The sequence below is a fragment of the Stenotrophomonas sp. YJH_SMC_8 genome (assembly GCF_059371315.1).
The window spans coordinates 217,645-230,652 of the sequence record NZ_JCAFUL010000006.1 but is presented as its reverse complement, the minus strand read 5'-3'; the positions used below and the strand labels follow the sequence as shown (position 1 = coordinate 230,652).

The following is a 13,008-nucleotide window of genomic DNA, read 5'->3' as shown; positions in this document are numbered from 1 at the left end:
GCTATACTGCGCCGGCTTGAATGCCTCCAGGAGCCATAGCCGATGACAGTGTTGCAGGACCTGAGGGTGCTGGTGGTCGAGAACGACGAGATGAGTGCGGCCCTGCTGCAGATGCAGCTGGTGCATGCCGGCGCGACCGTGGTCGGGTTGGCGGCGAGCGTGGCTGAAGCATTGCGCATGCTGGAAGACTCGGCCCCGGATGTGGCCCTGCTGGACTATCGCCTGGCCCGCAATGAGACCAGCGAGCCAGTGGCGGCAGCATTGTCGGCGCGTGGCGTACCGTTCGTGCTCGCCACCGGGATGCTGGCTGAGCAGCTGCCCGAGTCGATGCTGGCCGGAATACTGCTGGTCAAGCCGTATCTGTCGGCGGATCTGACCCGGGCGCTGACCCGTGCGGTGGGCCGTTCCAGCGCAACGGCGTGAGAACGGCGCTTCAGCCGGCCTCCTCGTACACGTAGCGGATGTCCTCGCGGTCGTCGAGGATGCGGTACTGCCCGGCCAGGTTGTCCGGATCGGGATTGAGCCACGCATCGAGATGCTCCCTGCGGATCGGTATCACGCCGCGATCGTGACCGGCCGCGGCGACATCGGGTGGCGGGGTATCGGTGATCGTGGCGAACGAGAGCAGGCGTCCTTCCGGTCCCTCCCATTCCGCCCAAAGGCAGGCCAGAAGCAGGTCGCGGGGCGGGTCGGGGCGAAACTCCAGCACCACATCCTGTTCCTTTTCCGCGGCGCCAAGCGCGCGCCCTGCGATGGCGTGGCGTGGCACGTGCTCATAGAACGCCCGCACCAACACAACGCCGTGGCGAAGGCCGAACGCGCCGCGCCAATAGCCTTCCAGGCTGTCACGTCGTGCGTTGTAGGTGCCGGGATAGAGCACGTCGTTGCGTGCCGGTTTGTCGGGCAGCCGGCACTGGTAGCGCATCGGCTTGATCACCCGGCGGCCGTTCTCGCTGACCATCACCGGCGCGTAGGTACCGGGGAAAATGCGGTTGTCGCGCGGCAGCAGTTGGACCCGGTGCAGGTCTTCGAGCCGGGCCTGGGCGCGCTCGATGCGGTTGCCGGCCACGCGCAGGTCGTTGCGTGCCTTCTGGGTGGGGCGGGTGGCGAGCGTTGCATGGGCAATATCGCGGCGCTCGCGCTGGCGGGCCAGCTCCGTCTCCAGATCCTGGCGTTCCAGTGCGTGCCAGTGCTGGATCTTCGCGACGATGTCGCGGCCCTGACCGGTGCGCGCGCCGGCAAAGCCGTCATCCATTGCTTTCGGAGTTTTCGGTCGCTTCTTGCCGGGGTCGTGCGCGTACAGTTCGGCGAACTCCTCCAGCGACAGGATGGCACCGAACTCGCGGACCAGCGTGGCGTAGTCGGCGCGGATCAGGGCGGAATAGCACATGGGAACTCTGCAGGCCTGGGTCGCACTCGCTGCGACGTGGATGCGGCAGGATAGCCCGACCTACAGGGAGATACCGCATGAATGATTCCGTCAGCTGCCAGTTCCGCGAGGCTGTCCCCACGGTTGAAGACTACTGCCGGCTGCGCGTGCTGGCCGGCCTCAGCGCCAAGAGCCACGAGGCGGCGACGCGGGCGCTGCCCAACACCCTGTATGGCGTGTGTGCCTACCAGGGCAATGAGCTGGTAGCGATGGGCCGCATCGTCGGCGATGGTGGGTGCCACCTGCAGGTCTGCGATATCGCGGTGCTGCCGCGCCTGCAGGGTCAGGGCCTGGGCAAGGAAGTGATGCGGCGCCTGGATGGCTGGATGCAGGCGAATCTGCCGCCATCGGCATACGTCAGCCTGTTGGCCGATGGTGAAGCACACCGGTTGTACGCGCAGTTTGGTTTTGCGCCGACAGCACCGGCGTCGATCGGGATGTATCGCCGGTTCTGAGGTGCAGCGGAGGTGATGCCATCCACGCATGGCATGGATCTACTGCAGAGTCCGGTAGGTCCACGCCATGCGTGGATAGGGCGTTCCGGGGATTCGCAGGCAAAGAAAAACCCCGGCCGAAGCCAGGGTTTTCAAGAATTGGCGTCCCCACGGGGATTCGAACCCCGGTCGCCACCGTGAAAGGGTGATGTCCTAGGCCTCTAGACGATGGGGACGCACGAAAACTTCAAGTTGTAGACGCTTCGACGGCCTAATGTCGAAGTGGTGGAGCCAAGCGGGATCGAACCGCTGACCTCCTGCATGCCATGCAGGCGCTCTCCCAGCTGAGCTATGGCCCCATGAAACTCCGGATGATCTGCCGGGAGCAGAGTCCGTTTTGAAACTGGCGTCCCCACGGGGATTCGAACCCCGGTCGCCACCGTGAAAGGGTGATGTCCTAGGCCTCTAGACGATGGGGACGCACGAAAAACTTCAAGTTGTAGAACCTTCGACGGCCTAATGTCGAAAGTGGTGGAGCCAAGCGGGATCGAACCGCTGACCTCCTGCATGCCATGCAGGCGCTCTCCCAGCTGAGCTATGGCCCCGTGTTACCGAGCCGCCTATCATACCTGCGTGTTCACGTTTGTGGAAGCTTTTTTTAAACTTTTTTCGTTCCGGTTCAACCGTCGCCACAAGGGCAGGGGAACCGCAACGCCACAACCTGAATGCCGGTAGGCGGTGAACAAAAAAGACCCGGTTATCGGCCGGGTCCTCGTTGTTCGTGATGAGTGGCGTCCCCACGGGGATTCGAACCCCGGTCGCCACCGTGAAAGGGTGATGTCCTAGGCCTCTAGACGATGGGGACGCAATTCTCATCAATGTTCTTTAGCGACCTTTCGACGGCCTAATGCCGAAAGATTGGTGGAGCCAAGCGGGATCGAACCGCTGACCTCCTGCATGCCATGCAGGCGCTCTCCCAGCTGAGCTATGGCCCCACGTCGCTGAGGAGCGAAATAATAGCCTTGCCCCAGGGGGTTGGCAAGCATTTGTTGCACTTTTCTTCACGTGCGTTGCAATGCCGATCTGCGCCAGGGATGTCTATGCGTTGTCGTCGGTCAGCGCCGCCAGGATCGGGCATTGGTCGAGCGTGCCGTGACCGGGGCATGCATCGACCAGCTGCGAAAGCGCGGTATGCATGCGCTGCAGTTCGGCCATCCGTTGTGCAATGTCCTGCAGGCGGGCCTGGGCGGTGTCGCGCACGCTTCCCATGTCCTGCCGGTGGTGATCGCTGAGCGCCAGCAGCTCGCCGATTTCCTCGAGGCTGAAGCCCAGCGCTTTGGCGCGGCGGATGAAGCGCAACCGGCGCAGGTCCGGCTCGCCGAAGATGCGGTAGCCGCCAGCCGAGCGCGCCGCTGTCGGCAGCAGCTGCTGCCGCTCGTAATAGCGGACCGTATCGATCGGCACGCCTGCCTGGCGGGCCAGTTGTCCAATGTTCATGGCAGTTTTCCAGCGGATCCTGCCGATCATTGTGAAGCCTGGAGTCTGGTCTAGAGTCAAGGCTTCAGCCCGCCGCGCGCATTCAGCCCACTTTGCAACTTTCTTCATAGCCCCGCAGATGGGCCTGTTCCTACCCTTCGCCTGAACCGGCCGTTCGATGGCCTGCAACGAACCGAGGAGGTGGTCTGTGGAGGGAGTCAGGAACGAAGCATTCGTCGAGGTTGCGGTGGTCGAGTACCCGGGAGGGGACCCCTCCGCCGCCTCGGTGCTGGCCGAAATGGCCCATGTCGCCAACCGCCTGGCCCAGCAGCAGCGCCGACCGTTCAAGCGTGTGCTTGTCACCCGCTGGATCGTGCCCGCCAGCCAGACCGGTGTACATCGCATCGCGGGTGCTGAAATGCTTGACGCCGCCATTCCTGCGGTAATCGCGGTTCCCGGCCAGATCAGCCCTGGAGCCTGCCTGCGCGCCGAGGAGGTCCTGCTGGACTGGTTGCGGGCCCACTATGACGGTGGCAGCCTGCTGGCTGCCGCGAGCGATGGGGTTGGTGTGCTGGCCCGTGCGGGACTGCTGGCCGGAAGAACGGTCAGCGGCCCCGATCTGGGGCGACATCCAGGGTTGCAGGCGCAGGCGGTGAGCTGGGTCCCCAGTGAGCGGGCGCTGGTCGACGATGGTGATCTGCTGACCGTTGGTGGATCGCAGGCCTGGCGGTTCCTCGGCCTGCGTCTGCTGTACCGGCTGCACGGGCAGGGCGTGGCGAGCGCGGTCGCGCAACAGCTCGGGATCGTCGTGCCCGCGGGGATCCAGCAGGATCTTGAGCGTTTCAGTGCCAACTTCGCCCACGGTGACCGCGACGTACTGAAGGCCCAGCGCTGGCTGCATACCACTGCGGCACGAGGGGCCACGCTGGCCGCAATCTGCGAAGTTTCCGGATTGGAACCGCGAACCTTGCAGCGGCGCTTCCTCCGGGCGACCGGTCTGCGGCCGATCGAATACTGCCAGCGGCTGCGCATTGCCAAGGCGCAGACCCTGCTGCAGCAGGGCGCAGGCATCGAAGAGGTGGCCTGGGGTGTGGGCTACGCTGATCAGAGCGCTTTCCGGCGTCTGTTCCTCCGCATCGTGGGCATGACACCGGCCAACTATCGTCGCCACGTCAACTGCAAGCGGCGGGAGCGACCGTTGATGCCGTCGGTGGCCGGAAGCCTGCGTGGCCTGCAGACGCCCCCCGGCATGCAGTTGGGGCGGAGTGCGGCCTGATGACAGGTGGCGGGCGAGCGCTTGCAACCTGGGCGCGACGCTTTGACCATGCAGGCAAGTGGAACTTGAACAGGTGGGCTGATGTCGAGTGTTGGACCGGTACCGATGCCGGTGGTGTTGATCCTCATGTGCACGTTGCTGGCCATGATCGTTGCCCGTCTTTGGCCGCGCAGGGCAGTGGGAATGCCGCTGCCGTCGGCAGCAAGCATGGTGCTGGACATGCTGCTGATCGGCCTGCTGTGTGGTCGTATCAGTTTTGTTGCGCTGAATTTCGCGCTCTATCGATCGGAGCCCTGGAGCATTCTGCAGGTCACCGATGGTGGCTATCACCTGACGGTGGTGCTGGTGGCCGGGCTGGCGTGGGGATCATGGCGTCTGCGGCCGTGGCGTCAGTTGCGTGCACCGGTACTGACAAGCGCACTGGTGGGTGTGCTGCTCTGGGCCGCTGGTGGTCAGCTGCTGTCGGCCTGGCAGGAGCGGCAGATGCCATTGCCGACGCTGCAGGTCGCGGACCTGCAGGGCGGAGCGGTTGATCTGCAGCAGTTCCGGGGCAGGCCGGTGGTGCTGAACCTGTGGGCCACATGGTGCGGCCCCTGCCGACGGGAGATGCCGGTGCTCGCAGCAGCACAGCAGGCACATGGCAACGTGCAGTTCGTATTCCTCAATCAGGGCGAAACCCTGGATGAGGTCCGGGGTTTTCTTGCCGGTGAGCGACTGATGCTGGACAACGTGTTGCTGGACGATGACGCGGCCGCTTCAACAGCACTGGGTGTGCAGGCCTACCCCTCGACACTCTTCTTCGATGCCGATGGGCGCCTGCGTGAACTGCACCTGGGCGAGCTGACCACGGCGGGTCTTGAACACAAACTGCGTCGGCTGCGGTAGCCTGCGCGGGCATCTCACTACGGAGTTCCCATGTTGTCGACTTCCCTGCGCACCGCCCCGGCGGTGCTCCTGCTGCCGGTCATGCTGGCATTGGCCGCCTGCAGCCAGGCGCAGACGCCGCCGGGCAAGACCGCTGCCGCACCGACGGCAGGCGCGCCGACCACTGCTACCAAGGGCGATCGCCCCGCGGTGTTGAAGGGCATCGAGAAGCACGGCTTCGAAGTTGTCGCCGAATTCGATGCGCCGGGCGGCCTGCGCGGCTTCGCCGGTGTGGTGGGCGGTCAGCAGCCGGCCGCAGCCTATGTCACGGCCGATGGCAAGCACGTGCTGGTGGGCAGCCTGTTCGATGCCGAAGGCAATGATGTCGCGGCCGAGGCGGTGGAGAAGCTGGTGGCCGCGCCGATGTCGGCCAAGATGTGGACCAAGCTCGAAGCCAGCGCCTGGGTGCGTGACGGCAAGGCCGACGCGCCGCGCGTGGTCTATACCTTCAGCGATGCCAATTGCCCGTATTGCCACAAGTTCTGGGAGGCGGCCCGTCCGTGGGTCGACGCCGGCAAGGTGCAGCTGCGCCACATCATGGTGGGCGTGATCCGCGAGGACAGCCCGGCCAAGGCCGCCGCCATCCTCGCCGCACGTGATCCGAGCGCGGCACTGCTGGAGAACGAACACCAGTTCGACCGTGGCGGTATCAAGGCGCTGCCGAGCATCAGCCGCGAGATCGCAGGCAAGCTTGATGCCAACCAGGTCCTGATGCTGGAGATGGGGTTCCAGGGCACGCCGGGCATCCTGTTCCAGGATGCGCAGGGCCAGGTGCAGCGCCGCGCCGGACTGCCGCAGGGCGACGACCTGACGACGGTGCTCGGTCCGCGTTGATCCGTACCGGAATGATGACGTAGTCCACGGGCCCGCATGGCGACATGCGGGCCTGTCGCGTTCTGTGCCCAGGCGAACACAACCGCTTGCGCATGACCTGTTCGAGGTCACGTCTGAATCGTGACTGAGATCAAGCATCGCGCCTTGATTCCAATCAAGGCCAAAAACGACAGGTGGACTAGCCTTTGACGCATGGAATACAGCGTCAACGCGCCATGGATGCCGCGCCGAGGCTGCCCCGATGCGGGCAGCACGGCACAGCCATTCACGACACTCTCACTCCCTGCTTGTTACCCAGACCGCTGCGGTCGCCACCTCTCTGGCAGCGCGGCCTTGATGGAGTCGACATGGGTGCAGGCGGGGCAGTGTCATCGTCCTGTTGCCTGTCACGCGCAGGCTGGCCGATGTCGTCGACGCAGTACCCGCATTTCCAGCAACGGCAACGCGAAGCCAGGGCGGCGCATGCGTGCGCTCCGGAACCGTGATGCGAGTGTTCGTCCGGGGAGGATGCAATGCGTTTGGCGGTACTGAGTCTGGCGTGTCTGGGGGCACTGGCGATCACGCCGGCGTACGCCCAACAGGGTGATGCGGAGGATGCCCAGGCATTGCGGCGTGAGATCGCCGCAATGCGCCAGGCGCTGGAAGGCATGCAGCAACGGCTGGACCGGCTGGAGCAGCGCGATGCTGCGCCTGCGCAGGCAACAGCCGTGCCTGCAACGGCGCCGATTGCCTCCGCTGCCCCTTCCGATGTGATCCATCGCACCCAGGTGCCGGGTGTGGCGCAGCCGGTACTGCCGCAGCGCGATTCGGTCGCTGATCCGTCCACTGCCGCATCGCGACCGGACAGTGCGGCAGGCCCGACCGATCCCGATCTGAAGGGGTTCTTTGCCATCCCCGGCACCGACACGGTGATCCGCATCGGTGGCTACGCCAAGCTGGATGCCATCGCCGATTCGCGCGCGGCCGGCGACGAGGACCAGTTCATTCCCTCTTCGATGCCGGTGGGCGGCAGCCACCGCGATGTCTCCAACTTCAACATCCACGCCAAGCAGACCCGCTTCAGCTTCGAGGCGCGGCGCCCGACCACGCACGGCAACCTGCGCTTCTATCTGGAGAACGACTTCTTCGGCAGCAGCGACGGCTATGAATTCCGCCTGCGGCATGCCTATGGACAGCTCGGTAATACCTACGCCGGTTATGGCTACTCCAGCTTCATGGACCCGGACAGCCTGCCCGACACGCTGGACTTCGCCGGGCCCGGCGGCGCCGGCTATCTGCTGGTGGCCGGCATCCACCACAGCTTCGCGATGGGCAAGGGCAACACGCTGACCGTGGCGGCCGAGGATCCGAAGACTGAACTTGCCGGTGCCAGTGATGAGCGGGCTGCGGTGAACCGTCTGCCGGACGTAACCGTGACCGCGCGCATGGAGCGTGACTGGGGCCATCTCCAGCTGGGCGCGGTGGCGCGCAGCCTGGCCTACGACGGCGCTGGCGAGCGCGACCGGCGCATGGCCGGCGGCCTGCAGCTGAGCGGCTCGGCCTCGGTGGGCGAGCGCGATCTGTTGCTGTTCGGTGCGCTGGGCGGACGCGGACTCAGCCGTTACACCGCCGACCTGACCGGTTCCGGGCTGGACGCCGTGGTCGGTGCCGATGGGCGCCTGGATGCGCTGGACCTGCACGGTGGATTCGTGGGTTACACCCACTACTGGTCGGAGCTGTGGCGTTCGAACCTGATCTTCGGCCAGCTGACCCTGGAGCGTAACGCCGCATTGGCCGCCGACGCATTCCGGCAGAGCCGCTACGGCGTTTTCAACCTGATCTGGAGCCCGGCGCCGTCGTGGACGATGGGCATGGAGCTGCTCTACGGCCGCCTGGAACAGCAGAGCGGCGCGCGCGGCGACACGGTCCGGGTGCAGGGCAGCCTGCAATACAACTTCATCAAGTAAGCGCCAGCGGCGTTACGCCAGCGCAACCGTCCCCACGCCCGGCCGCACCGGGCTCATGCCAGTACAGGAGATTGTCATGGCAGAAGCAAAGAAAATCGGGGTGGTCGGAGCCACCTTCCTCGTCGCCGGCAACATGATGGGCTCAGGCGTGTTCCTGCTGCCCTCCAGCCTGGCCAAGATCGGTACCGCTTCGATCTGGGGCTGGCTGATCACCACTGCGGGTGCGCTGCTGCTGGCGTTCGTGTTCGCCAAGCTGGGCAAGCTGGCACCGAAGGCGGGCGGTCCGTACGCATACGCGCGTGACTGGTTCGGCCCGTACATGGGCTTCCAGACCAACACCATCTACTGGTTCGCCAACTGGATCGGCAACGTCGCCATCCCGATCGCGGCGGTCGGCTACTTCAGCTACTTCTTCCCGATCCTGTCCGAGCCGCTGGTGCGCTGCATCGCGGTGCTGGTGCTGGTGTGGGCGCTGAGCTTCGCCAACATGATCGGCCCGGCCTTCGTCAGCCGGGTGCAGACGGTCACTACCAGCTTCGCGCTGGTGCCGATCCTGGGCATCGCCATCTTCGGCTGGTTCTTCTTCGATGCCGACATCTTCAAGGGCGCGTACAACGTGTCCGGTGAATCCAACTTCGGCGCGATCTCCAGCGCCGCGGCACTGACTCTGTGGGCCTTCATCGGTGTCGAGTCGGCCTCGGTGACCGCCGGTGTGGTCGAGAACCCGGAAAAGAACGTGGCCCGTGCCACGCTGGCCGGCGTGTTCCTGGCCGCGATCGCTTATATCGCCAGCTCGTCGGTGATCATGGGCATGGTGCCCAACGGCGAGCTGCAGACCTCCGATGCGCCGTTCGCGCTGGCTGCGGCCAAGGCGGTGGGCGGTTGGGGCGGTGCGCTGGTCAGCCTGTGCGCCTTCATCGGTGCCGCCGGTTCGCTGGGTGGCTGGATCCTGCTGACCGCACAGAGCGCCAAGGCTGCCTCCGATGACGGCCTGTTCCCGAGCATCTTCAGCAAGACCAACAAGGATGACGTGCCGGTCAAGGGCGTGCTGATCGTGGCCGTGCTGATGACCTTGGCGGTGCTGGTCACCTCCACCTCGGAAACTGCGTCTGCGCAGTTCGACGTGATCACATCGGCGGCGGTGGTGCTGACCCTGCTGCCCTATATCTACTCGTGCGTGGCCTGCTACTTCGTGGTCGAACGCTCGCACACGATCATCCATACCGGTGCGTTCTGGACCCTGACCAGCTTGACCGTCGTGTACTGCCTGTGGGCGATCTACGGCTCGTCGGGAACCATCGTGCAGTACGCGTTCCTGTTCGTGCTGTTCATCACCGTGTTCTATCCCTTCTTCAGCGAGGAGCGCCGCCAGCAGCGGCAGCGCGCCCGCGAGGCTTCGGCGATCAGCGCCGGCGCCCAGCGTTCCTGAGTTAGACAAGGAGAATCAACGTGTACTTCAAGTCCCTGGACTATCCGGTCATTGTCATCGACAACGACTACGAGTCGCCGCGCATCGGCGGCATCCTGATCCGCGCCCTGGTGGAAGAGCTGCGCAGCAACGACCAGCGCGTGCTGTGTGGCCTGAACCTGGATGATGCCCGCGCCGGTGCCCGCACCTATGTGGCAGCGTCGGCGGTACTGATCTCGATCGACGGCAGCGAAGAAGTGGATGGCGAGTTCCAGCGCCTGACCGCCTTCCTGCGCGAGCAGAGCGCGCGCCGCGCCAACCTGCCGGTGTTCCTGTACGGCGAGCGACGCACCATCGAGAAGGTGCCGAGCAAGCTGCTCAAGTACATCCACGGCTTCATCTTCCTGTTCGAAGACACCAAGAGCTTCATCTCGCGGCAGGTGATGCGCGCGGCCGAAGACTACATGAAGAACCTGCTGCCGCCGTTCTTCAAGGCGCTGATCCATCATGCGGCCGAGTCGAACTATTCCTGGCACACGCCGGGCCATGCCGGCGGCGTGGCGTTCACCAAGTCGCCGGTCGGTCGTGCATTCCACCAGTTCTACGGTGAGAACACCCTGCGCAGCGACCTGTCGATCTCGGTGCCGGAGCTGGGCTCGCTGCTCGACCATACCGGCCCGATCAAGGATGCCGAGGAAGAAGCGGCGCGCAACTTCGGTGCCGACCATACCTTCTTCGTCACCAACGGCACCTCCACCGCCAACAAGATCGTCTGGCACGGCACGGTGGCCCGTGGCGACGTGGTGTTCGTCGACCGCAACTGCCACAAATCGCTGCTGCACGCGCTGATCATGACCGGCGCAGTGCCGGTGTACTTCACCCCCAGCCGCAACGCGCACGGCATCATCGGTCCGATCAGCCTGGACCAGTTCACGCCGGAATCGCTGCAGCAGCGCATCGCCGCCAACCCGCTGGCCAGCAAGGCTTACCAGGCCGGCTCCAAGCCGCGCATCGCGGTGGTCACCAACTCGACCTATGACGGCCTGTGCTACAACGCCGAGAAGATCGCCGACGAGATCGGCAGCGCCGTCGACTTCCTGCACTTCGATGAAGCCTGGTACGCCTATGCCGCGTTCCATCCGTTCTACGAGAACCACTACGGCATGGCCAAGGGCAAGCCGCGCGAGCAGGATGCGATCATCTTCACCACGCATTCCACCCACAAGCTGCTGGCCGCGTTCTCGCAGGCATCGATGATCCATGTGCGCAATTCGGCGCAGCGCGACCTGGATGCCGAGCGCTTCAACGAGTCGTTCATGATGCATACCTCGACCAGCCCGCATTACGGGGTGATCGCGGCCTGTGATGTGGCGTCGAAGATGATGGAAGGCGACGCCGGCCGTTCGCTGGTGCAGGAAATGCATGACGAGGCGATCGCGTTCCGCCGCGCGATGCTGCACGTGCGTGACGACCTTGGCCGCGACGACTGGTGGTTCAGCGTGTGGCAGCCCACCAAGGTCGAGCGCAGCCTGGACAAGGGCGATACGCCGGCACCGCTGGTGGCCAAGCGCGAGGAGTGGTACCTGCAGCCGGATGCGCACTGGCATGGCTTCGAGAACCTGGTCGACGACTATGTGCTGATCGACCCGATCAAGGTGACTCTGCTGACCCCGGGCCTGGCGATGGACGGCAGCATGGGCAAGCTGGGCATCCCGGCAGCGGTACTGAGCAAGTTCCTGTGGGGCCGCGGCATCACCGTGGAGAAGACCAACCTGTACTCGGTGCTGTTCCTGTTCTCGATGGGCATCACCAAGGGCAAGTGGAGCACGCTGGTCACCGAACTGATGGCATTCAAGGAACTGTACGACCGCAATGCGCCGCTGAGCCAGGCGCTGCCTTCGCTGGCCGCCGACTATCCCAATGCCTATGCCGGCTGGGGCCTGCGCGACCTGTGCGACGCGCTGCATGCGTTCAACCAGGAATTCTCGGTGGCCAAGGTGATGCGCGAGATGTACGTGGACCTGCCGACGCCGGTGATGACCCCGGCCGATGCCTACAACCACCTGGTCAAGGGCGAGATCGAGCGGGTCGACATCGAGCAGCTCAGTGGCCGTGTCGCAGCGACCATGCTGGTGCCGTACCCGCCGGGCATTCCCACCATCATGCCGGGCGAGCGATTCGGCGACAGCGACGAGCCGATCATCCAGTCGCTGCGCATCGCCCGCGAGCAGAATGCCCGCTTCCCGGGCTTCGAGTCGGACGTGCACGGGCTGATCATCGAGCACGACGGCGACGTGACCTCGTACAAGGTGGAGGTCCTGAAGGCCTGACCGGCGACGGTCGGCCCTTCGGCGAACGATGGATACCGCGCGCGAGCAACGCATCCTGAAGTTCTCGATCGGGGTCACCATCGCGGTCAGCGCGGTCGGCTTCAGCGGTGGCCTGCTGGTGGGATCGCAGGCCATCCTGTTCGACGGCGTGTACAGCCTGGTCGACGTCGCGCTGACCCTGGTGTCATTGTCGGTGCTGCGACTGGTGGCGCGGGAACAGAGCCCGCGCTTCCAGTACGGCTACTGGCACCTGGAGCCGATGGTCGAGGCACTCGGTGGGGTGATCCTGTCGTTGGCCTGCGTCTATGCGCTGGCCAACGCGGTGATCGGTTTGACCACGGGCGGGCACGAAGTGAAGTTCGGGCCTGCGCTGTGGTGGGCGGCATTGCTGAGTGCCAGCAACCTGGCGATGGCCGCGTTCGTCGCGCAGCGTGCGCGGCGCCTGCGCTCGGCGTTGCTGTGGCTGGACGTGCGTGGCTGGCTGCTGGGCGGGCTGATGAGCCTGGCGGTGGTGCTGGCCTTCGTACTGGCACTGGCGTTGCACGGCGGCGAGTGGCACCACTGGGTGCCGTACCTTGATTCGATCGTACTGGCATTGATCAGCCTGGCGGTGCTGCCGGTGCCGGCGCGCAGCGCCTGGAAAGCCATGCGCGAGGTGCTGCAGGTGGCCCCGGACGATCTGGACCGGCGCGTGCAGCAGGTGATGCAGGCGTTCGTGGCCGAGCACGGCTATGCCGGATTCACCAGCCATGTGGCGAAGATGGGGCGCATGCGGTTCATCGAGATCCATGTGCTGGCTGACCCGGCGACGCCGTTGGGTTCGGTGGGCGTGGTCGATGCGATGCGCGACGAGATCGCGGTACGCCTGGATGCCCGTGGCAGCACGTTCTGGCTGACCATCGATTTCACCGCCGACCCGGCGTGGACGTAGCCCTGCTTCTTTGGCGCCGG

At 65.2% G+C, this 13,008-nt stretch carries 11 protein-coding genes and 6 tRNA genes; 9 read left to right on the top strand and 8 right to left on the bottom strand.

The genetic code is table 11. The annotated features are described in order from the left end of the window. Nucleotides 1-42: 42 nt before the first annotated feature. Nucleotides 43-423 (top strand): response regulator, encoded by a 381-nt coding sequence (locus AC5P88_RS09980; RefSeq protein WP_049427448.1) that lies wholly within the window; start codon nt 43-45, stop codon nt 421-423. 10 nt (nt 424-433) lie between these two features. Here AC5P88_RS09980 and AC5P88_RS09975 read toward each other — a convergent pair whose 3' ends face one another. Continuing rightward, entirely contained in the window at nt 434-1,390 is a 957-nt protein-coding gene (locus AC5P88_RS09975) for an SOS response-associated peptidase family protein (protein WP_495224930.1), read from the bottom strand. Nucleotides 1,391-1,467: 77 nt separating this feature from the next. Here AC5P88_RS09975 and AC5P88_RS09970 point away from each other — a divergent pair, with 77 nt between their 5' ends. Beyond that, the gene (locus AC5P88_RS09970) at nt 1,468-1,884 is read left to right on the top strand and encodes a GNAT family N-acetyltransferase (protein ID WP_099553174.1); all 417 of its coding nucleotides are present in this window, start codon (nt 1,468-1,470) and stop codon (nt 1,882-1,884) included. A gap of 139 nt (nt 1,885-2,023) precedes the next feature. Here AC5P88_RS09970 and AC5P88_RS09965 read toward each other — a convergent pair. The 7 genes from AC5P88_RS09965 to AC5P88_RS09935 all read right to left on the bottom strand — a co-directional run bounded on the left by AC5P88_RS09965 (nt 2,024) and on the right by AC5P88_RS09935 (nt 3,360). Further along, nucleotides 2,024-2,099 (bottom strand) — tRNA-Glu (locus tag AC5P88_RS09965). Nucleotides 2,100-2,146: 47 nt separating this feature from the next. Then, a tRNA-Ala gene (locus AC5P88_RS09960) sits at nt 2,147-2,222 on the bottom strand. Nucleotides 2,223-2,267: 45 nt separating this feature from the next. After that, nucleotides 2,268-2,343, bottom strand: a tRNA-Glu gene (locus AC5P88_RS09955). A gap of 49 nt (nt 2,344-2,392) precedes the next feature. Continuing rightward, nucleotides 2,393-2,468: transfer RNA gene (locus AC5P88_RS09950), tRNA-Ala, on the bottom strand. Between the two features lie 184 nt (nt 2,469-2,652). Beyond that, a tRNA-Glu gene (locus AC5P88_RS09945) sits at nt 2,653-2,728 on the bottom strand. 54 nt (nt 2,729-2,782) lie between these two features. Continuing rightward, a tRNA-Ala gene (locus AC5P88_RS09940) sits at nt 2,783-2,858 on the bottom strand. A 103-nt stretch (nt 2,859-2,961) separates the two neighbouring features. Beyond that, nucleotides 2,962-3,360, bottom strand: a complete 399-nt coding sequence (locus tag AC5P88_RS09935; protein ID WP_099553175.1) for a heavy metal-responsive transcriptional regulator — start codon at nt 3,358-3,360, stop codon at nt 2,962-2,964. Between the two features lie 187 nt (nt 3,361-3,547). Between AC5P88_RS09935 and AC5P88_RS09930 the strand changes: the two genes are divergently transcribed. The 7 genes from AC5P88_RS09930 (at nt 3,548) to AC5P88_RS09900 (ending at nt 12,988) form a co-directional block, all read left to right on the top strand. After that, nucleotides 3,548-4,615: a GlxA family transcriptional regulator gene (locus AC5P88_RS09930; protein WP_100443815.1), complete on the top strand. Its 1,068-nt coding sequence runs from the start codon at nt 3,548-3,550 to the stop codon at nt 4,613-4,615. Between the two features lie 81 nt (nt 4,616-4,696). Then, the gene (locus AC5P88_RS09925) at nt 4,697-5,500 is read left to right on the top strand and encodes a TlpA family protein disulfide reductase (RefSeq protein WP_495224929.1); all 804 of its coding nucleotides are present in this window, start codon (nt 4,697-4,699) and stop codon (nt 5,498-5,500) included. 30 nt (nt 5,501-5,530) lie between these two features. After that, on the top strand, nt 5,531-6,373 hold the full coding sequence (dsbG, locus tag AC5P88_RS09920) for a thiol:disulfide interchange protein DsbG (protein ID WP_495224928.1): 843 nt from the start codon (nt 5,531-5,533) through the stop codon (nt 6,371-6,373). Nucleotides 6,374-6,885: 512 nt separating this feature from the next. Next, entirely contained in the window at nt 6,886-8,319 is a 1,434-nt protein-coding gene (locus tag AC5P88_RS09915; protein ID WP_495224927.1) for a DcaP family trimeric outer membrane transporter, read from the top strand. Nucleotides 8,320-8,395: 76 nt separating this feature from the next. Beyond that, nucleotides 8,396-9,748 carry an arginine/agmatine antiporter gene (adiC, locus tag AC5P88_RS09910; RefSeq protein WP_106550449.1) on the top strand — a complete coding sequence of 451 codons (1,353 nt, stop codon included), beginning with the start codon at nt 8,396-8,398 and terminating at the stop codon, nt 9,746-9,748. A gap of 20 nt (nt 9,749-9,768) precedes the next feature. Continuing rightward, nucleotides 9,769-12,057: an Orn/Lys/Arg family decarboxylase gene (locus tag AC5P88_RS09905; protein ID WP_180851182.1), complete on the top strand. Its 2,289-nt coding sequence runs from the start codon at nt 9,769-9,771 to the stop codon at nt 12,055-12,057. Between the two features lie 28 nt (nt 12,058-12,085). After that, the gene (locus AC5P88_RS09900; protein ID WP_111113394.1) at nt 12,086-12,988 is read left to right on the top strand and encodes a cation diffusion facilitator family transporter; all 903 of its coding nucleotides are present in this window, start codon (nt 12,086-12,088) and stop codon (nt 12,986-12,988) included. The last annotated feature ends 20 nt before the right edge of the window (nt 12,989-13,008 follow it).

Bases quoted from the DNA above. Each gene is read 5' to 3' on its own strand.
- AC5P88_RS09970 (WP_099553174.1), top strand. From the start codon at position 1,468: ATGAATGATTCCGTCAGCTGCCAGTTCCGCGAGGCTGTCCCCACGGTT.
- AC5P88_RS09980 (WP_049427448.1), top strand. From the start codon at position 43: ATGACAGTGTTGCAGGACCTGAGGGTGCTGGTGGTCGAGAACGACGAG.
- AC5P88_RS09900 (WP_111113394.1), top strand. From the start codon at position 12,086: ATGGATACCGCGCGCGAGCAACGCATCCTGAAGTTCTCGATCGGGGTC.
- AC5P88_RS09935 (WP_099553175.1), bottom strand. From the start codon at position 3,360: ATGAACATTGGACAACTGGCCCGCCAGGCAGGCGTGCCGATCGATACG.
- AC5P88_RS09915 (WP_495224927.1), top strand. From the start codon at position 6,886: ATGCGTTTGGCGGTACTGAGTCTGGCGTGTCTGGGGGCACTGGCGATC.
- dsbG (WP_495224928.1), top strand. From the start codon at position 5,531: ATGTTGTCGACTTCCCTGCGCACCGCCCCGGCGGTGCTCCTGCTGCCG.
- adiC (WP_106550449.1), top strand. From the start codon at position 8,396: ATGGCAGAAGCAAAGAAAATCGGGGTGGTCGGAGCCACCTTCCTCGTC.
- AC5P88_RS09975 (WP_495224930.1), bottom strand. From the start codon at position 1,390: ATGTGCTATTCCGCCCTGATCCGCGCCGACTACGCCACGCTGGTCCGC.
- AC5P88_RS09925 (WP_495224929.1), top strand. From the start codon at position 4,697: ATGTCGAGTGTTGGACCGGTACCGATGCCGGTGGTGTTGATCCTCATG.